The sequence below is a fragment of the Bradyrhizobium yuanmingense genome, assembly GCF_029167105.1.
Classification (GTDB): Bacteria; Pseudomonadota; Alphaproteobacteria; order Rhizobiales; family Xanthobacteraceae; genus Bradyrhizobium; species Bradyrhizobium yuanmingense_A.
The window spans coordinates 38,885-57,409 of record NZ_JARFML010000014.1 but is presented as its reverse complement, the minus strand read 5'-3'; the positions used below and the strand labels follow the sequence as shown (position 1 = coordinate 57,409).

Here is an 18,525-nt window from a genome sequence, read left to right as displayed (position 1 = left end):
GTCTGACCTCAGGCGCTGGCCCGGCCGCCCGCGGCGGCGAGGATGGCATTGATGATCGGCTCGTAGCCGGTGCAACGGCAAATGTTGCCGGAGATCGCCTCGACCACGTCCGCCCGGCTCGGGGCGGGATTGCGGTCGAGCAGCGCCTTTGCGGCCATCAGCATGCCCGGCGTGCAATAGCCGCACTGGGCGGCAAAGTTGTCGGCGAAGGCGCGTTGCAGCGGATGCAGGTTCGGGCCTTGCTTCATGCCGTCGAGCGTCTCGACCGAGCGGCCCGCAACGCTCTCGGCGAGAGTCAGGCAGGAGAGGTGAAGCTCACCGTCGATCACGACGCTGCAGGTGCCGCAGCCACCCTGGCCGCAGCCGAATTTCGGCGTCATGTCGCCGATCAGCTCGCGCAGCGCGACGAGCAGGTTGGTGCCGCCGTCGACGAAGATCGCGACGTCGCGGCCGTTGTGGCGAAACTGCAGGGGGATTTTTGTCATGGCGAGCTATTCCTGTCCCGACAGCAAGCGCCGCAAATGCACGCCGACGATCTCGCGGCGATACCAGGCGCTGCCGAGCGCGTTGTCGGATGGCGATGTTCCTTCCGTTGCTGCCGAAGCGGCCGCTGCGATGGTCGCAGTATCCAACGAGCGGCCCTCCAATGCGCGCTCGGCCGCGCGGGCGCGGATTTGGGTCGGCGCCATCGAGCCCAGCGCAATCCGCGCGCCCGCGATCCGTCCGCCGCTGACCGGCAGATGCGCGGCAAGCGTGATGACAGAGCCACCCTTCGGCTTGATGCGCGCGATCTTGCGATAACGGAACGCCTCGGTGCTGGCCGGCCGCGTGCAGGACACCGACAGCACCAGCGTCCCGGCCTGGCGCTCGCGCCCCTGCAGAAACTCCTCGATCGGAATATCGCGCGAGCCGAATCCGCCTTGAACCGCAATGGTGGCGTCGAGCGCCAGCAGCGCCACAGCGAAATCGCCGTAAGGGTTCGGCGCGAACAGATTGCCGCCGATTGTGCCCATATTGCGCACGGCGGGACCGCCGATCGAGCGGGCAGGGGCATGCAGGAAGGCGAGGTCGCGCTCGGCGAGCACGCGCGCGAAGGTCACGCCGGCACCGAGCGTGATGCGCGGGCCTGAGGCATCGATCCGGGTAAGCGCCTGGTCATGCGCCCGGACGATCGTCGAGATCGACACGTCGCCTTCGTTCAACGCACGCATCACCAGCGTGCCGCCGCCGAGATAGCGCGCGCTCCGGTCCGACGACAGCGCGCCCGCCGCCTCGCTCGCATTCGCAAAGGTCTTTACCGTCACGGCCATGGCTTAAGCGGCCTCCTTCAGATGGCGGCGGATCGCTTCGAATCCGGCCTGATAGATGTCCTCGGCGACCATGTGGGTGATGCGGTCCTTGTCCTCCGGCTTCGTCGTGAAGCGCGATTCCCAGTGCCAGAAGGTGCGGTCGCCATCGGTCACCGGCAGCAGCCGGACATGGGCGACGTAGTTGAACATCGGGACCGGCGTATCGAGCAGGCAATAGCTGAAGGTCTGCTCGAGATCGGACAGTGCCAGCAGCTGCTCGCGCAGCTCCGAGCCGTCCCTCAGCTTGAATCGCCGGACGCAGCCGATCTTGTCGGAAGCCTGCGCGCGTTCGATCGCGGAGGTCGCCACCGCCGGGTGCCAGCGGTCGTGACCGTTGAAATCGCGCAGCACGTGCCAAACCGCGTCCGTCGGAGCGTTCAGGATCGTGCTCTTGACGATATGCGGCACGGTTAGCCTCCGAACACGCGCTTCAGGGCGTCGAAGCCGCCCTGGAACACGCCGCCGCCGATATTGTTGACGAGCTCGGTCTCCCGTTCCGGCGCGCAGTCGAATTCCGCGGTCCATTCCATGAACGTCTGGTCGCCGTCGGTGACTGGCGTCAGGCGCAGGGTGGCGACGTAGTTCTCGACGCCCATCGGCGATTCCAGGATCGAGTAGGTGCAGAACATGTCGTAATCGGAGAGGCCGAGCAGCTTCTCGCGGATGCGGTCGCCGTTGCGCAGCCGGAAATCCCTGACACAACCGATCTTGTCGGAGGGCTCGCCGCCCTCGATCCGGCTTTCGGCGATGGCCGGATGCCAGTTCGGCAGGCCATTGAAATCGCGCACCCGCGCCCAGACGCGGTCGTTGCGGGCGTTGACGACGGTGGAGACGTAGACGCGGGCCATCGCTTAAGACCTCAGCTCTTCTTCCGCGGCCCGCGCTCGGCCGGCGGCTCGCCGCCCTCGGCCGCAGGCGGGGAGGTTGCCGGCTTGTCGCCACCGCTCCCGCCGCCACCGCTCTTGCGCGCGGCCTCCTTGATGCCCTGCATGTCGCGGGCCTCGCGGATCAGGCCGGGCATCTTGGCCAGACTGCCGCCTTCGACGCCGATGTCGGACAGGAGCGAGTCGATCAGCGGCGCCTGGACGCGGTAGCGCAGCGCCGAGTCGATCACCTCGTCGGTGGCGCTGCGGCCGCCATTGCCGTTGCCATGGCCGTTGCCGTTGAGCCCGTCGACCTGGAGGATGCGGATGCCCTCGATCTTCTCCATCGGCTTGACGCTCTCGCGCACGATGCCCTCGATGCGGTCGAGCAGCTTTCTGCGGAACAGCGAGTAGCGGGCCTGGTCGGTTAGCACGTTCTCGGCCTCGTTCAGCATGCGCTGCGCCTCCGCCTCGACTGCGGCGCGCACACGCTCGGCTTCGGCGGCGATGCGGGTCTCCTCCGCCTGTTTCTCCGCCAGCAGGACCTCCACGGTCTTGCGCCGTTTGGCGATCTCGCTTTCGCGGGCGGTAACGACGCGTTCGGCGGCTTCGGTCGCCCGAATCCGCGCCTCCTCGGCGGCGGCGCGCGCGGCCGACTCCTCCAGCGACTTCTGATGGATGGCGATGGCCTTCTCCATCAGCACCGTCTCGACGTCCTTCTCGCGATTGACCTCGAGCTTGCGCAGTTCGCGCTCGCGGCCGATGCGGGCCTCGTCGAGGCCGCGGTCGGAGGCGATGCGGGCACGTTCGACCTCCTCCCGCGCCGCGATCTCGGCCTCCTGGAGCGACTGCACGCGCGCGACCTCGAGTTGCTCGATCGCACGCCGCCGCTCGATGCGCGCCGCCTCCAGCGCCTGCTCGCGCGAGACGTCGGTCGTCTCGACCTCCTTGCGGGCGACGATCTCGGCCTGCCGGACCTGGCGGTCGGCGTCGATCCGCTCGGACTTCTTGGTCGACAGCGCGATGACGCGGTCCTCGTCCGCGATCTCGACCGCCTTCTTCTGCTCGATGTTGAGCACTTCGCGCTTCTTGGAGGAATTGATCCGCTCGGCCTCGAGCGCCAGGTCGACCGTGATGCGCTGCCGCTCGATGGCGTCGCGCCGCTTCAGCTCGGCGGCCTCCAGCACGCCCGTCCGCTCGATCTCCAGCGCGCGCGTCTCGCGTTCGGCCTGGATGCGCTCGGCCGCAACCGCCTTCTCCTGGGCGATGCGGGCCGCCTCGATCGCCTCGCGCGAGGCAATGTCGGCTTCCTCGACGGCGCGGTTGCGGGCGATCTCCAGCGAGCGCACGCGCTCCTCCTGGGCGATGCGCGAGGCTTCCGTGGTCTCGCGCGCGGCGATGCCGGCGACGTCCAGTGCCTGGTTGCGCTCGATCTCCAGCTGCCGAGTGTTCTGTTCGGCGGCGATGCGCTCGGCAGCCAGCGTCCGCTCGCGTGCAATGCGGGCGGCCTCGACCGCGCGCTGCGCCTCGATTTCGGCCTCCTGGATGGTCCGCACCTGCTGGATCTCCAGCGCGCGGGTGCGCTCGTCAGAGGAGATGCGCTCGACATTGACGATCAACGTCTGGGCGATGCGGGCCTTTTCGGTGGCCTCGCGTGCGGCAATCTCGGCCTCGTCCACCGCGCGCGTCCGCTCGATCTCTCGGCGGCGTGTCTCCTCTTCATTGGCGATGCGGGCGTCGGTGACGACGCGGTCCTGCTGGATCCGGGCTTTCTCGATCGCCTCGCGCGCGGCGATCTCGGCTTCCTCGATCGTGCGCATCCGCTCGATCTCGCGCTGGCGCACTTCGCGCTCCGAGGCGATACGCGTGGTGTCGATGGAGCGCTGGTTGGCGATCCGAGTCTTCTCGATCTCCTCGCGCGCCAGCAGCTCCTTTTCCTCGATGGTGCGGGTCCGCTCGATCTCCTTCTGGCGGGTCTCGCGCTCGGAGGCGATGCGGGCTTCCGCGATCGCCTGCTCATTGGCGATGCGGGCGCGCTCGATGGCCTCGCGGGCGGAGATCTGCGCCTGTTCGGCCTCGGTCTCGCGCAGGGCTCGCTCGCGCGCGACTTCGGTGCGTTGGAGCGCGCGGCGCATCTCGATATCGCGTTCCTGCTCCAGGCGCGCGGTCTCGCTCTCGCGCTCGATCTCCAGCGCCTGCCGTTCGGCCTCGAGGTTGCGGGAGCGGATCTTGATCATCGAATCCTGCTCGATGTCGTTGCGCAGCTTCCGCCTGGCCTCGATGTCCTCCATCAAGCGGGTCAGGCCTTCGGCATCGAAGCGGTTCGAAGGGTTGAAGAACTCGAGATCGGTCTGGTCGAGATCGGTGATCGCGACCGATTCCAGCTCGAGGCCGTTCTGGGCGAGAGCTTCCGCCGCTTCGGTCTTGACCCGCGCGACGTAGTCGCCGCGACGCTCGTGCATCTCCTCCATGGTCATCTCGGAGGCGACCGAGCGGATCGCCGAGATGAACTTGCCGGCCAGCAGTGCATGGAGCTGCCCGGGTTCCAGGGTGCGGCGGCCGAGCGTCGCGGCCGCGATCGAGACGGCTTCGCGGGTCGGCTGCACCCGGACATAGAAATCGGCCTCGATGTCGACGCGCATGCGGTCGCGGGTGATCACGGCATCCTGCTTCGAACGCACGATGCCCATCGGCAGCACGTTCATGTTGACGGGCGTGTAGTCGTGGATGAACGGCAGCACGAAGGCGCCGCCATTGATCACCACGCGTTCGCCGAGGAAGCCGGTGCGGACGAACGAGGTCTCCTTGGAGGAGCGGTGGTACAGCCAGTTCACGATATAGACGCCAACCACGATCACGATGATCGCGACGATCAGCCAGAGGATCAATTCACCGACCAGCATCCCTGACATCTTTCCCTCCCTCGAACCAATCAGGCGTCAGCGCGCGCCGATCGCCTTGAATTGCCGCACCTGTTCCGTCAGCGCCCGCTCCACCGGCAGCCGCTCCATCGAGGACGCGCCGTAGAAGCCGTGGCAATGACGGGTGTTCTTCATGATGAAATCGGCGTCGGCGGGATCGGCGATCGGGCCGCCATGCGCCAGCACCAGGATGTCCGGATTGACGCTGAGCGCGGCGCTGGCCCAGGTGTCGATCCGCGCCGGGCAATCCCCAAGCTTTGGCGCGGTCTGCGCACCGATCGTGCCGCCGGTGGTCAGGCCCATGTGGCAGACGATGATGTCGGCGCCGGCGATCGCCATCGCCGCGGCTTCCTTCTCGCTGAACACGTAGGGCGTGGTCAGCATGTCCTTGTCGTGCGCCTTGGCGATCATGTCGATCTCGAGCGCGTAGGACATGCCGGTCTCTTCGAGATTGGCGCGGAAGGTACCGTCGATCAGGCCGACGGTCGGAAAGTTCTGGACGCCGGCAAACCCGAGCGCCTTCAGCTGGTCGAGAAAGACGTCCATGTCGCGGAACGGATCGGTGCCGTTGACGCCCGCCAGCACCGGGGTCTGGCCGACCACGGGGAGCACTTCGCTCGCCATTTCCAGCACGATGGCATTGGCATCGCCATACGCCATCAGGCCCGCCAGCGAGCCACGTCCGGCCATGCGGTAGCGGCCGGAATTATAGATGACGATGAGGTCGACACCGCCGGCTTCCTCGCATTTGGCTGAGAGCCCGGTGCCGGCGCCGCCGCCGACGATCGGCTCGCCGCGCCTTGCCATGTCGCGAAACCTTTTCAGCAGCGCCGCGCGTTCAAACCTGGCCATCGGTCACCTCGCGAGTCTCCGCCGCACCCCGGTGCGCCCGAACAGGTTTCGGAATGCACCGACGATGGCGGCGGCGAAATCGGGATCGTTGATGTTCTTGGGGATACGAATGAGCTGGCGGTTGCCGGTCTGCCGCACGGTCCGCTCCAGCGCGCGGAACAGCGCGGCATCGGCATCCGGATCCCAGAACGGCTGGCCTCGCGCGTCGAGGGCGGAGACGCCGCCTTCGGGCAGGAAGAAACGCACCGGGCCATCCATCTGGTTGAGCCGCTCGCCGATCCAGCGGCCCATCCGCTCGTTCTCTTCCACCGTCGTCCGCATCAACGTCACCTGCGGATTGTGAACGTGGAATTTGCGGCCGCGATAGCGCTCGGGAATGGTGTCGGGCGCGCCAAAATTGACCATGTCCAGCGCGCCGACCGAGCCGACATAGGGCAGGCGGCTGCGGATGATCGCGCCAAAGCGGTCCTCGGTCGCTGGGAACACGCCGCCCATCAAGAGGTCGCAGACTTCAGTCGTGGTGAGGTCGATCACGCCGGCGAGCTGGCCGGACTCAACGAGCTTCTCCATCGAGCGTCCGCCGACGCCGGTGGCATGGAAGACCAGGCATTCGAAGTCGTCGCGCAGGTCGGCGGCGATCTTCTGCACGGCCGGCGTGGTGACGCCGAACATGGTGATGCCGATGGCGGGCAGCCCGCCGGCTTCGCGCGCCGTTGCGGCACGCGCGTCGAGCCGCGCCTTGACCATGCCGGCGAGCGCATTGGCTCCGTTGGCGAGCACTGCGCGCGAGATCGAGTTCAGCCCCTGCACGTCGGTGACCGAGTACATCATCGTGATGTCGGCCGGGCCGACATAGGGCCCGACATCGCCGGAGGCGACGGAGGAGATGATCAGCTTGGGCACGCCGACGGGGAGCGCGCGCATCCCCGGGGCGACCAGCGAGGCCGCGCCGGAGCCGCCGGCGGAGATCACGCCGGCGACATTGCCCTGGCGCCGCAACCAGTTGGCAAACGCATCCGCCATTGCTGTCACGGCGGCGCCACGGTCGGTGCCGAATACGGCGGAGCCGCCGCGGCCGTGGTTCAGGGCGATCTCCTGCGCCGAGACATCGCAGGATGAATGCTTGCCGCTGGTCGAGACGTCGACCAACCGCGTGCGCAGGCCGCTTTCGGCTATTATGTCGCGGATGTAGCGCAGCTCCTGGCCCTTGGTATCGAGCGTGCCGACGACCAGCACCACCGGCGGGCCCGAAGCCTGCGCCGCCACCGGTTCGCGCTTGCGCCGCGCCGTCTCGTCGAGCCGGGCGACTTGCGTCGAGAGCGTCCGGGCCGCGGCCTCGATGCGGGCGATCGGCACCGGTTGCGACCATCGCGTCGGCAGCGTCGGGTTGGAGATGTAGATGCGCACCGGCCCGTCGCGCCGTGGCGCCGGGGTCGGTTTCGCTTCGACGCCGGATGCGGCGACGTCGATATCCGGTTCGAGCTCCGCATGAAGCCCGACGCCGAGCAGGCGCTGCTGCAGCTCGCGGTCCGCGGCAAGGCGCGCGGAGTCGATGATGCGGTTGATGCGGCCGTTGACCATGATCGCGACGTTGCGCGAGATCGCGGTGGCGACGCCAATGTTCTGCTCGATGACGAGCACGGACATGTCACCGTCTTCGCCCAGCCGCAGCAGCATCTCCTCGACCTGCGCGACGATGACGGGTGCGAGGCCTTCGGTCGGCTCGTCCATGATGAGCAAGTGCGGATTGGTCAGCAGCGCGCGCGAGATCGCCAGCATCTGCTGTTCACCGCCGGAGAGCTGTCCGCCGCCGTGGCCCTTGCGCTCGGCGAGGCGCGGGAATGTGTCGTAGATGCGCTCGACGGTCCATGCGCCCGAACGCAGGCCGCCGGCGAGCTGCAGATGCTCGTCGACGCTGAGCGAGCGCCAGAGACGGCGTCCCTGCGGCACGTAGCCGACGCCGAGCCGGGCGATCTGGGCCGGCGGCCGGCGCGTGACATCCTCGCCGCGGACGCGGATCGAGCCGCCGCTCACGCCGACCAGCCCCATGATCGCCTTGCACAGCGTGGTCTTGCCCATGCCGTTGCGGCCGACGACGGAGAACACGCCGCTATCCAATGTGAGATCGACGCCTTGCAGCGCATGCGAGTGGCCGTAATAGACGTCGAGCCCGCGGACCTCGAGCGCAGGACTGCTGCGGCGGACCTCATTCATGGCCGCCTCCGAGATAGAGTTCCTGCACTTCAGGATCGGACTGGATCTCCTCCGGCAGGCCTTCCTTGAAGACGCGCCCGTTGTGCATCATCGTGACGCTCTCGACGACGCGTAGCGCGACGTCCATGTCGTGCTCGATGATGATGTAGCCGATGTGCGCGGGCAGGGAGGTCAGGATCTCGATCAGCTCGGCCCGTTCCGTCGGCGACAGGCCCGCGGCCGGCTCGTCGAACAGCACGAAGCGCGGCGCGCCGGCGAGCGCCAGCGCGATCTCGAGCTGGCGCTGCTGGCCGTGCGCGAGCTCGGCCACGCGCTGGTCCTTCACGGCGGACAGATGCACGGCCTGGACCAGGTTGTCGGCCGCATGCATCAACGCATCGTTCTGTCCCGGACGCAGAAACGAGAAGCGTCCGCGCGAGACGCCGCGGCAGGCGAGATAGACGTTGTCCTGCACGGTGAGGCCGGGGAACAGCGCCGAAATCTGGTAGGTGCGGCGCAGCCCGCGGCGGATACGCTCATAGGGCGGGAAATGCGTGACGTCCTCGCCGAAGAAGCGGATGGTGCCGGAGGAGGGCGGGAAGTCGCCCGTGATGCAGTTGAACAGCGTGGTCTTGCCCGCACCGTTCGAGCCGAGCACGGCGCGCCGCTCGCCCGGCCGCACGGTGATGGTGACGTCGGTCAGCGCGGCGAGCGCGCCGAACAGCCGCGTCACGCCGCGCAGCTCCAGCGCAGCGCCGGCACCGACTGCGGAGAGGCGTTGGGCGACGCTATCCATGGCCGCGACCTCCGCTGGCGCGGCTTACCTCGCGCCGTTGATGCTGGCGCCAGCGCTGCCACAGGCCGATGACGCCGTCCGAGGACCAGAACACGATGGCGAGGAAGCCGAGCCCGATCAGCAGGCGGAAGCGGTTGCCGTCTAGTCCGAGCCGGACCAGGAAGTCGAGCGCGAAGGTTCGCAGCAGCACGAAGATCAGCGCGCCGATGAAGGGCCCGATCGGGCGGGTGATGCCGCCGACGACGGCAATGATCAGCACGTCGATGCAGGCGCCGACGCTGACCGAACCCGGCGAGATCTGGCGATAGTTCCATACCTGGAGCACGCCGGCCAGCGCGGCGACGAAAGACGCGAAAGCATAGGCCGCGACACGGTGCGCATTGACGTTGAAGCCGAGCGCCGCCATGCGCCGCGGATTGTCGCGCACACCCTGGAGCGCCAGGCCGAACGGCGCGCGCGAGAGGTATTCGACCGCGAAATAGCAGAGCGCGGCGACGGCGAGCACGATGTAATAGAAGGGAATGTCGGCGCGCCAGTTCACGCCCCAGAAGTGCGGCGTGGCCACCGTGTTGATGCCGGTATGACCGTTGAAGATCGCCCAGTTCTGGTTGGTGAAATAATAGAAGGCCGCTCCGATCGCGAGCGTGATCATGATGGTGTAGATGCCTTCGGTGCGGACCGCGAGCGCGCCGCCGAGCGTGCCGAAGGCGGTCGCCAGCGCCAGCGCCATCGGCACCGCGAGCCACCAAGGCCAGCCCAGGCTGATATTCGGGTTGCCGCTGACGCCGAACACCGCGACCATGTAGGCCGAGAAGCCCGCGATAGTGAGCTGCATCAGGCTGACCATGCCGCCATAGCCGGCGAGGAACATCAGGCTCAGCGCCATGGTGCCGAGGATCAGCGTGGTCGCGAAGATCTCGATCAGAAAGAAGCTGCTCGCGATCAGCGGCATGATCAGGAGAATGGCCGCGACCGCCCAGGCGGCGGGGTTGTTGATCTCCGGCCATGTCCGGGCCGCGGGCTGCGCCTTGGTGGTGCGGCCTACGGCAACGGGGGCATCGTGGGCGAGCGACATCTCAGCGCCTCGCCAACAGGCCTTGCGGCCGGATCGCCAGCACCACCACCATGATCAGGAAGGTCACGACGATGGCGTAGGTCGGGATGTAGACCGAGCCGAGCTGCTCGGCGAGGCCGATGATCAGTGCGCCGAGCGCGGCGCCCGGGATCGAGCCCATGCCGCCCACGATCACGACGACGAGGGACGCCAGCAGGAAACGGATGTCTTCGCCGGGCGACAATGACTGGAAGGTGCCGCCGACGACGCCGGCGATGCCGGCAAGCCCCGCGCCGAAGGCGAACACGCCGACGAAGACGAGCTGGATGCGCACGCCGGTCGCGGCGAGAATGTCGCGGTCGTCGACGCCGGCGCGGATGATCATGCCGATCCGGGTGCGGTTGAGCGCGAGCCACATCGCGACGCCGATGACCACGGAGGCCACGAAGATCACGAGCCTGACGAGTGGATATCTGAGATAGACCGGATCGCCCGAGGATTTGATCGCAGTCACCAGCGGCAGCTCGATGGGACCGATCAGCCAGTTCGGGGTCTGGATCTGGTAGAAGTCGCCGCCGCAGGCCCACAGCATGAGATCGGCAAACACGATCGACAGCCCGATCGTCACCATGGTTTGCCTGAGATCCTGGCCCTCCATCCGGCGGAACACGATCACCTGCAGCAGCACGCCGACGACAGCGGTCAGGATAAAGGCGACGATGAAGCCGAGGATCCACGAGCCGGACGATGTGCTGATGGCGTAGCCGACATAGCCGCCGAACAGATAGAGCGAGCCGTGCGCGAGGTTGACGTTGCGCATCAGGCCGAAGATCAGCGTGAAGCCACTGGCAACCAGGAAGTAGAGGCCACCGAGCGTGATGCCGTTGAAGACCGCGTTGAGGAACACGCGCTTGCGGCCGATCGCCTCTTCCAGCCCCGGCGGCCAGACCGCGAAGACCAGCCAGAGCCCGACCGCAATCGCGATGATCGTAATCAGCGCCCAAGCCGGATGGCGTTCGACGAAGCGGCTCATGGCTTCACCTCGCCCGGCTTGCGGGGAGAGGTCGGCGCGTAGCGCCGGGTGAGGGGGAGTCTCCGCGGGTCAAACGGCCGCCGCGCTTGCGGAGACTTCTCCTCACCCCGACCCTCTCCCTGCAAGCAGGGTGAGGGGGCATGCAAACCGTTACCGGCTGCTGGCCCTGCCATGGACGAACGTCCTCCCGTCACTCGCGATCCTCTTTCGGGATCGCGTTGCCGGCATCCTAGCCAGACGGCGAGGGCGACGTTTGATCGTGAGTATCTTTTCGTGGCCTGCGCTCAGGCGCGCAAAACCTTGGCAGCGCGACGATAATCGGTCGGGGCCATCCCGACATTGGCGGCGAAGAAACGGGTGAAACCGCTCTGCGAGGAGAAGCCGAGATCGAAGCCGATATCGGCGATCGGCACCTCGCTCGCCACCAGCGCCTCGAGCGCCTGTTCCATGATCAGCGTGTTGAGATAGAGGTTCGGCGTGACGCCGGTCTGCACGCGGAACAGCCGGTAGAAATGCGGTCGCGAGAGGCCGGATTCGCGCGCTATGGTGTCGAGCTCGATTTCAGCGCCCGGGCTCTCCGACATCATCTTGATGCACTTGCGGACGCGAAAATCGGTAACGCCGCCTGCGCGCGGATCGCGCGCGATCTCGGCCTGCTGCCAGCTTTCGTCGTAGCAGATGTCGATCAGCCGCCTCAGCTCGGAATCGAGACTTGAGAGCGATGGTGCGCCGCACACGAGCGCGGCGGTCCGCCTGATGTGCTTGTCGAGTGCTGGCGTGCGCTTGAACTGGGTGCGGCCGAAGCGCAACCGGTCGGAGCCGGAGGCATCCGGCGCAAACCATTCGGCGTTGACGTAGAGCACGAAGAAGATGGCGCCGCCGTCAAGATCGGTCGGCAGAAAGTTGTGCGGCTCCCAGGGATTGACGGCGACGACCGACGTCTCGGTGAGATCGTAATGCCCGTCGGAGACGTCAATGCATGCCGACATGCCGCCGACATGGAAGATCAGATGACCTTCGCGATGGGCGTGGATATTGAAAGGGCGGTTCAACTGATAAACCGTCGCCCGGCCGAAGCGGCCGTGGAAGACGGCGAGCGCACGGCTCATGCCTTCCCCTCCCGAGCATTCTTGTCTTTTCGGCCAGCCTTCAACAACACCGCCGAGATTGCAAGAGCGGAGAGCGACCGCGTCAGCGAGTCGCTCCCCGGTTGCGTCTGCCTGACGTGATGCGTCAGTATTTCTTACATTCCGGCACGGTGCGGCTCGGCAGCCCGATCTTGGAAAACACGGCCGGGTCGTAGCCGAGCGTCTGGTTCACGTTCGGGATCACCTTCACGACCTTGCTGAACAGCGCGCCCTTGCCGTCGTCGACGACTTCGGTGACGAAGTTGGTGCCGATCGCCTGGCGGTTGGAGTCGAGCTTGATCTTGCCGTTCGGTGCGTCGAGCTCGATCTTCGCCAGTGCTTCCTTGTACTTGGCCTGGTTGTTGGAGAGATCGCCGTTGACCTGACGCAGTGCGAGGATCAGCGCCATGGTTGAATTGTAGTAGTTGGTGGCGAGCAGCGACGGGCTCGGGAAGCGCTTGTTGGGCGGGAAGGCGTCCTGATAGGCCTTCACGAACTTCTGCCAGCCCGGATCCTCCCAGGTGTCGGCCTGGCCGCTCGCCGCAATGGTTCCGACCAGCGCGTTCTTGGCGTTGCCCTTCGACGACAGGATGGTCTGATCGATCATGATGGAACCGCCCATCAGATGCGCCTTGCCGCCGGCCTGCTGATACTGGTTGAGGAAGTTGACGGCGTCGGCGCCGCCAAGCCCGAGATAGATGGCGTCGACGTCGTCAGGCAGGGCGGCGATGACGGAGGCGAAGTCCTTCGTTCCCAGCGGCACCCATTGCCGGTTGGTGACCTGTCCGCCCATGCCGCAGAACTCGAGCACCAGCCCGAACACCTGGGTATAGATGAAGGAATAGTCCTCGCCGACGGTCGCGATCTTGCGATACTTCTTCTCCTCATAGGCATATTTGCCGAGGCCGATCTGCCACTGCGCGCCGTCCATGTTGTAGCGGAAGAAGTTCGGTGCCGGGTCGACATAGGTCGTTTCCTGCGCGCCGGATGCGGCATTGATGAACGTCAGCCCGGGGTGGGACTTGGCAAAATTCTTCACCGCAATGCCTTCGTCGCCGGAGAGCGGCGACAGCAGGATCTGCACCTTGTCCTGCTCGATCAGCTTGCGCACGGCGCGAACGGCAGAGTCCGGCGTTGCATCGGTCGAAGCGACGATGAATTCGAGTTCCTTGTCGCCGACCTTCTTGCCGAGCACGTTGAGCGCGGTCTGATGGCCGCGCATGCCGTCCTCGCCGAGCACCGTGTACGTGCCCTCGAGCGTTGCGGTCACGCCCACCTTGATCTTTTCCTGGGCGATCGCCGCGCCCGAAAGAAACAGGCTGCTCAACGCGAGCAGTCCGATGCTGCATTTCGACATGTGCTCCTCCCCTGTGTCATCGCTTGTTGCCGCGACGAACCGTATGATGCCCGTGGCTCTCGAAGCCCGCGGCTTTGGAGGAAAGCTAACCGAAGTCGGATGCGCTGCACCCATCGCAACCTCGTTCGGCTTGACCGGCAGTCTCATTTTTGAATGTTGCGGCGCGAGTGATTTTTCGCGGTGCAGCAGGGACGCGCGCTAGCTGTAATCTTCGGCGAGAAACTGGTTGATCGCGTCGAACGCCTGCACGCGGTTCTTCTCCAGCAGCACCATGTGAGTGCCTTCGCCGATCTCGACCCATCGCCGGTATGGCGCGTGTTTCAGCGAAAGGAACAAGTCCTGCGCCGAAGCGATGGGCACGTCCTGATCCCATTCCGCGTGGACCAGGAGCACGGGCACGCGAATGTCGCCGGCATCATAGAGCCTCTTGCCGGCCGCCCAGTATTCGCGGATGTCCAGGATCGGACCGTTGACCGCACGCATGATGGCAGGCGTTTGCGCGCTGCCTGACGGGTCGGTCGCGAGCGAGATGTTGGCCCAGAGCTCGAAGCCGCCCGCCGGGATCAAGCTCGATCGTGCCGCTTCCGGCGCAGCCGAAAGCCAGCGCGTCCTGAAGTCTAGCACCGGAACCTTGCGATAGCCGCCGAGGCGCCCGCCGGCATCGATTGGAGCCGGACCCTGCAGCAACCAGAGCGGCGCGACCAGCGCCAGCTTGGCGACCTTGTCGTTGTTGCCTGCGGTGTAAGCACCGGCCACCGAGCCGCCCCAGGACATGGCAACCAGATTGAGGCGCGGGATCTTGCGTTGCTTGAGGATGTACGCGACGGCGCTGGCGAGGTCACGCACGCCGACCCCTGTGCGCACGAGCGGTGCGGACTGCTCCGGCGGCGCGTCCATCTCGGGCGGGCGGGTCGATTGACCATAGCCGCGCACGTCGAGTGCGAAGACGTCGTACCCATGGCGGGCGAGATGATCCATGAATGAGACGCCGCCGAGCGGCGTATCGAAAAGGCTTCCCGATGAATAGGTCGCGCCGTGCATCATCAGGATGGTCCGCTCGGCGGAGAAGGCCTCGAGCGCCGCGGGCCGCTTGTTGCGCAGGTGAAGCGAAATTCCGGCCGTGTCGCTTGGGATCATGAGATCCTCGACCACGATCTCGGGCCTGTCGGCGCGCGCGCTGGCGTGCTGGTTCATCATCGTTCTCCGTTCAGACGAATTGCCAGGTGAAGCGTCCTCCGGTCCGGCTGACGCGGCCGACCGATGACTGTGCGAAATGGGTGGTGAAGATGGTTGAGCCCCGCTCGGCAGCGTCCTCCAGCACGAAAGCGCGTGAGCGCAACGCGGCTTCCGGGAATTCGCAGAAGCAGGAATTGAGCGAAGGCTCATAGACCTGGAGCGGATGGTGCATCACGTCTCCGGCGAACAGCGCCTCCTCGCCAGACGAGACGAGCCGGATGGAGGCGTGATCGACGCTGTGGCCGGGCGTCGGGACGAACGAGATGCCCTCGATGGCCTCGCTCCCGTCCACCGCGATGAGCCTGGCAAGTCCGGCCTCGATCACCGGCCGGACGCTGTCGTCATAGACACGGTCGGCCGGCTTGCGCAGCGCGGGGCCGAGGGACCGGGCCGGGCGGGCCGCTCCGGTCGGCTCAGTGCCCGTCGCGAGGCTCTCGCCATAGGCCTGCTCGATTGCGGAGAAGACGTAGGTCGCATTCGGGAAGGTCGGGACCCAGCGTCCGTCGACGAGGCGGGTGTTCCAGCCAACGTGATCGCCATGCACGTGGGTGAGCAGCACGTAGTCGACCTGCTCCGGCGTGACACCCGCTGCGGCCAGCCGCGCCAGGAACGGCTCGTTGAGCCGGTGAAGCGGCGGAATCTCCGGCCGGTTCTTGTCGTTGCCGGTGGCCGTGTCGATCAGGATCGTGTGGTGCGGTGTCCGGACCAGCCAGCTGTGAATGCTTTGGATGAAGGTACCGGTCGCAGCATCGAACGAACCTGCCTCCAGCCGGTCGCGATGGCGCTCCAACGCCTGCGGCTCGCCTCCCGGATAGAGCGCATCGAATTTGAATGCTGCAAGCCGCAACTCGTCGATCCGCGTGATGGATGTTTCGCCGACCTGATAGGTCTTGGCCGCGTGCATCATCAAGATGACCTCCACTGGGGCCGCGGCGTAGGGCTGGTTGCCCGGGCCGCGGTGACGGTGAGGTACGAAGCGCGCCACGCCTTGGGGAGAGTCGCGGGCTCGATAGGTCCCATCGACATTGTCGATATCGGAAGGCACGCTGGCCCGGCTTTTCACGCCGCCGTTTTGGCCCTAACCCTCGTATCGCGGCTCGTCGGAGTCGCGATGTGCCCTAGACGGAGGTGGCACCGATGCAGGATGCGGAACACGGCCGGGGGCGGCCGGCCGATGATAACGATCTCGCCGAGATCGATCTTGGTCTGTTGCTGGCTCTGGAGGCTCTTCTGCGTGAGCGGAACGTGACGCGCGCGGCCTCCCGGCTCAATATCGGGCAGCCTGCGCTCTCGGCGCGGCTGAACCGGCTGAGGCAGATCTTTGCCGATCCGCTGTTCGTACCCGCCGCGAGCGGGCGCGGCGTCGTGCCGACGACGAGGGCGGTGGAGTTGCAGACGGCGCTTGCGGACGTGCTCGGCAAGCTCCGTCGCATGGTGGAGGGGCCGGCTGTGTTCGACCCCGCCAAGAGCCAGCGTACCTTCGTCGTTGCCATCCACGAGAATCCGGCCGTGACGCTGGCGCCCGGCTTGGTCGCGCGTTTGACCGCGATGGCTGAGCGGGCGCGGCTCGCCCTTGTTCACCCCGCGCGCGATGTCGTGGATCAGCTCGAAAGGGGAGAGATCGACATCCTGGTGACGGGCGCCGACCGCGCACATGGCGAGCTGATGCAGCGGCCGCTGTTCGAGGACGGCTTCCTGTCCGCACAGCGCAAGGGTCATCCGCGCGGCAACGGCCCGCTCGATCTCGACAGCTTTTGCGCGCTCGACCATCTGCTGATCTCCGCCGATGGCGGCGGTTTCTCGGGCCTGGTCGACGACGCGCTAGCGGTGCTCGGCCGCTCCCGGCGCGTTGCCGTCTCGATTCAGACCTATGCGCTGGCGCCCGTCATCCTCGCGCACAGTGACTGCATCTGCACCCTTCCGCGGCGCTTCCTGATCCGCTTCGCCCACGAGCTCGATCTCACGCCACCGCCGCTCGATCTGCCGCCCGCTCGCATCGTCGCGCTGTGGCACCCGCGCAATCAGGAGGACAAGGGCCACGCCTGGCTTCGCGAGTGCCTATACCAGGCGGCTGCAGCTTGATCGCGACGTGCCCTCACGTGGGGACGAGCGGCGCTGTCAGGTTCATCTCGCCTCAATGTTTCTGATTGTACGAATTAATGAGTCCATCAAGTTTGCATTCGTCGCGCCCGGTATACCGCCTGCCGCCTTCCTAAGCTGCGTGCCGAGATGACATGCAGCGCGATGAGTCATTAGTCGCGCTTATGCCGCGAATTTTTACTTCCAATTTTACTTCGCAGAATCCCGCCCATAGCCTCAAGCGCAACTGATCACATCCGCAGGGATCGCTGAAGGTCGTTGCGGCCGCTCATTGTAACCAACGAGGGTTGCCATGCTTGACAGGGACAAGGGGAATGCTGCTGCCGGCCATGCCGGAACGAAGCCGGGGGAAGCGAAAAAGCTGAGCCGCCGTACGTTGTTGAAGGGTGCCGCAGCAATTGCCGGCGCGGCCGCCGGGGCGGATGCGATCCGCGGTTTCCCGACCATCTGGGCGCAGGAGATCAAGGACATTGAGCTGCGCCATGTCGGCGTCTCCTATTCCGTGGTGAAGGCGATCGGCGACCAGGCCGCCAAGGACCTCGGCTTCAAGGTGACGATGCAGAACCTCGACACCTCCGCCTCCATCAACCGCTTCATAAGCCAGCCTAATACGGTCGACATCGCCGATCTCGAGGGCTGGCAGGCCAAGCTTGCGGCGAAGCGCGGTGTGATCCAGGGCATCGAGGTCAAGAAGATCAAGGAGTTCGACAACATCCTGCCGATCTTCACCAAGGGCGAGATCGACGGCCACAAGATCCCGCGCCAGGGCATCTCGCCCTATGAAGCCATGTACATCGCCAAGCCCGATGCGACCGACCTCAACGATGGCGTCACCGAATGGGCGACCTTCCTGCCGCAGGTCTACAACGCCGACTCGATCGGCTATCGCCCCGATCTCGTCGGCCATGAAGTGACCGAGTGGAAGGACCTGATTGATCCCAAGTTCAAGGGCAAGGCCGCGATCCTCGACGTGCCCGCCATCGGCATCATGGATGCCGCGCTCTGCTTCGAAAGTGCCGGGCTGATCAAGTACGGCAACAAGGGCAACATGACCAAGGAGGAGATCGACTTCACCTGCAACAAGCTGATCGAGCTGAAGAAGCAGGGCCAGTTCCGCGCGACCTGGACCACCTTCGACCAGTCGGTACAGTTGATGGCGGCGGGCGAGGTGATCATCCAGTCGATGTGGTCGCCGGCGGTGGCCGCCGTCCGCGTCAAGGAAATTCCCTGCGTTTATGCGCCCGTCAACGTCAAGAACGGCAAGGAAGGCTATCGCGGCTGGTGCAACGGCATGGGCCTGATGAAGCATCTCTCCGGCAAGAAGCTGGACGCGGCCTACGAATATCTCAACTGGTACCTCTCGGGCTGGCAGGGCGGCTTCGTCGCGCGCTACGGCTATTACAGCCCGGTGCCCTCGACTGCGAAGAAATTCCTCACCCCGGCGGAATGGGCGTTCTGGTACGAGGGCAAGCCTGCGCCGGAGGTGGTCAACGACCCCTATGGCGTTGCGATGGAGAAGGCCGGCACCAAGCGAGACGGCGGCTCGTTCCTCGACCGCGTCAAGAACATCTCGTGCTGGAATACGCTGATGGACGAGGCCGCCTACATGAACAAGCGCTGGAACGACTTCAAGGTGGCCTGAAA

The 18,525-nt window shown here is 66.1% G+C and carries 16 protein-coding genes; 2 read left to right on the top strand and 14 right to left on the bottom strand.

Annotated elements, in window-relative coordinates:
* Positions 1-8: 8 nt before the first annotated feature.
* The 14 genes from P0R31_RS19625 to P0R31_RS19560 all read right to left on the bottom strand — a co-directional run bounded on the left by P0R31_RS19625 (position 9) and on the right by P0R31_RS19560 (position 15,688).
* Complete coding sequence (locus tag P0R31_RS19625) at positions 9-485, bottom strand: (2Fe-2S)-binding protein (protein ID WP_275515666.1); 477 nt, start codon at positions 483-485, stop codon at positions 9-11.
* A 6-nt stretch (positions 486-491) separates the two neighbouring features.
* Positions 492-1,310 carry an FAD binding domain-containing protein gene (locus P0R31_RS19620; RefSeq protein WP_275515664.1) on the bottom strand — a complete coding sequence of 273 codons (819 nt, stop codon included), beginning with the start codon at positions 1,308-1,310 and terminating at the stop codon, positions 492-494.
* A gap of 3 nt (positions 1,311-1,313) precedes the next feature.
* A complete protein-coding gene (locus P0R31_RS19615) occupies positions 1,314-1,757 on the bottom strand; it encodes an SRPBCC family protein (RefSeq protein ID WP_275515663.1) in 444 nt (147 codons plus the stop codon).
* A 2-nt stretch (positions 1,758-1,759) separates the two neighbouring features.
* Entirely contained in the window at positions 1,760-2,197 is a 438-nt protein-coding gene (locus P0R31_RS19610; RefSeq protein ID WP_011086163.1) for an SRPBCC family protein, read from the bottom strand.
* Between the two features lie 11 nt (positions 2,198-2,208).
* Entirely contained in the window at positions 2,209-5,124 is a 2,916-nt protein-coding gene (locus P0R31_RS19605; protein WP_275515662.1) for a flotillin family protein, read from the bottom strand.
* A gap of 27 nt (positions 5,125-5,151) precedes the next feature.
* Positions 5,152-5,985, bottom strand: a complete 834-nt coding sequence (locus P0R31_RS19600) for a phosphoenolpyruvate hydrolase family protein (RefSeq protein ID WP_275515661.1) — start codon at positions 5,983-5,985, stop codon at positions 5,152-5,154.
* Positions 5,986-5,988: 3 nt separating this feature from the next.
* A complete protein-coding gene (locus P0R31_RS19595; RefSeq protein WP_275515660.1) occupies positions 5,989-8,199 on the bottom strand; it encodes an ABC transporter permease in 2,211 nt (736 codons plus the stop codon).
* Positions 8,192-8,974: an ABC transporter ATP-binding protein gene (locus tag P0R31_RS19590; protein WP_036023786.1), complete on the bottom strand. Its 783-nt coding sequence runs from the start codon at positions 8,972-8,974 to the stop codon at positions 8,192-8,194. The genes P0R31_RS19595 and P0R31_RS19590 overlap by 8 nt, the downstream gene beginning before the upstream one ends.
* Positions 8,967-10,049, bottom strand: coding sequence for a branched-chain amino acid ABC transporter permease (locus P0R31_RS19585; RefSeq protein WP_275515659.1), 1,083 nt, complete (start codon positions 10,047-10,049; stop codon positions 8,967-8,969). The genes P0R31_RS19590 and P0R31_RS19585 overlap by 8 nt, the downstream gene beginning before the upstream one ends.
* Before the next feature lies 1 nt (position 10,050).
* Positions 10,051-11,061, bottom strand: a complete 1,011-nt coding sequence (locus tag P0R31_RS19580; RefSeq protein ID WP_275515657.1) for a branched-chain amino acid ABC transporter permease — start codon at positions 11,059-11,061, stop codon at positions 10,051-10,053.
* 284 nt (positions 11,062-11,345) lie between these two features.
* The gene (locus P0R31_RS19575) at positions 11,346-12,170 is read right to left on the bottom strand and encodes a helix-turn-helix domain-containing protein (protein WP_275515656.1); all 825 of its coding nucleotides are present in this window, start codon (positions 12,168-12,170) and stop codon (positions 11,346-11,348) included.
* Positions 12,171-12,294: 124 nt separating this feature from the next.
* Positions 12,295-13,545 (bottom strand): ABC transporter substrate-binding protein, encoded by a 1,251-nt coding sequence (locus tag P0R31_RS19570; RefSeq protein WP_275515654.1) that lies wholly within the window; start codon positions 13,543-13,545, stop codon positions 12,295-12,297.
* A 198-nt stretch (positions 13,546-13,743) separates the two neighbouring features.
* Positions 13,744-14,739: an alpha/beta hydrolase gene (locus P0R31_RS19565; RefSeq protein ID WP_275515653.1), complete on the bottom strand. Its 996-nt coding sequence runs from the start codon at positions 14,737-14,739 to the stop codon at positions 13,744-13,746.
* Positions 14,740-14,752: 13 nt separating this feature from the next.
* The gene (locus P0R31_RS19560; RefSeq protein WP_275515844.1) at positions 14,753-15,688 is read right to left on the bottom strand and encodes an MBL fold metallo-hydrolase; all 936 of its coding nucleotides are present in this window, start codon (positions 15,686-15,688) and stop codon (positions 14,753-14,755) included.
* A gap of 230 nt (positions 15,689-15,918) precedes the next feature.
* On the opposite strand from P0R31_RS19560, the gene P0R31_RS19555 reads away from it, so the two are divergent.
* Together P0R31_RS19555 and P0R31_RS19550 are read left to right on the top strand one after the other, a co-directional pair.
* A complete protein-coding gene (locus tag P0R31_RS19555; RefSeq protein ID WP_275515652.1) occupies positions 15,919-16,863 on the top strand; it encodes a LysR family transcriptional regulator in 945 nt (314 codons plus the stop codon).
* Positions 16,864-17,173: 310 nt separating this feature from the next.
* On the top strand, positions 17,174-18,523 hold the full coding sequence (locus tag P0R31_RS19550) for an ABC transporter substrate-binding protein (protein ID WP_275515651.1): 1,350 nt from the start codon (positions 17,174-17,176) through the stop codon (positions 18,521-18,523).
* The last annotated feature ends 2 nt before the right edge of the window (positions 18,524-18,525 follow it).